The organism is Acidisphaera rubrifaciens HS-AP3 (assembly GCF_000964365.1).
GTDB lineage: Bacteria > Pseudomonadota > Alphaproteobacteria > Acetobacterales > Acetobacteraceae > Acidisphaera > Acidisphaera rubrifaciens.
Genome location: NZ_BANB01000673.1, coordinates 1 through 326, shown reverse-complemented (window position 1 = coordinate 326; position 326 = coordinate 1). Strand labels below are relative to the sequence as shown.

Genomic DNA, 326 nt, shown 5'->3' with positions numbered 1-326 from the left:
GCGCGGCGATCGCGCGGGCGCTGTGCATGCGCCCGCGCATCATGCTGTTCGACGAGCCGACCTCGGCCCTCGATCCCGAAATGATACAGGAGGTGCTGGAGGTGATGGAGGGGCTCGCGCAGGAGGGGATGACGATGCTGTGCGTCACGCACGAGATGGGATTCGCGCGCCGCTTCGCCGATCGCGTGGTGTTCATGGACGCGGGCGAGATCGTCGAGGAAGGCCCGCCCGCCGCCGTCTTCGACGCGCCGCGCACCGACCGGCTGCGCGGCTTCCTCGGCCGCATCCTGGCGGGGGGCTAGGCGCGTGGGCGATGCGGCGCGCGC

Annotated in this window: 1 pseudogene; it reads left to right on the top strand. The window is 72.1% G+C overall.

Annotated features, from left to right (window positions below):
- A pseudogene (glnQ, locus tag B8460_RS16210) lies at positions 1-302 on the top strand (glutamine ABC transporter ATP-binding protein GlnQ); the annotation flags it as partial.
- Positions 303-326 lie beyond the last annotated feature (24 nt).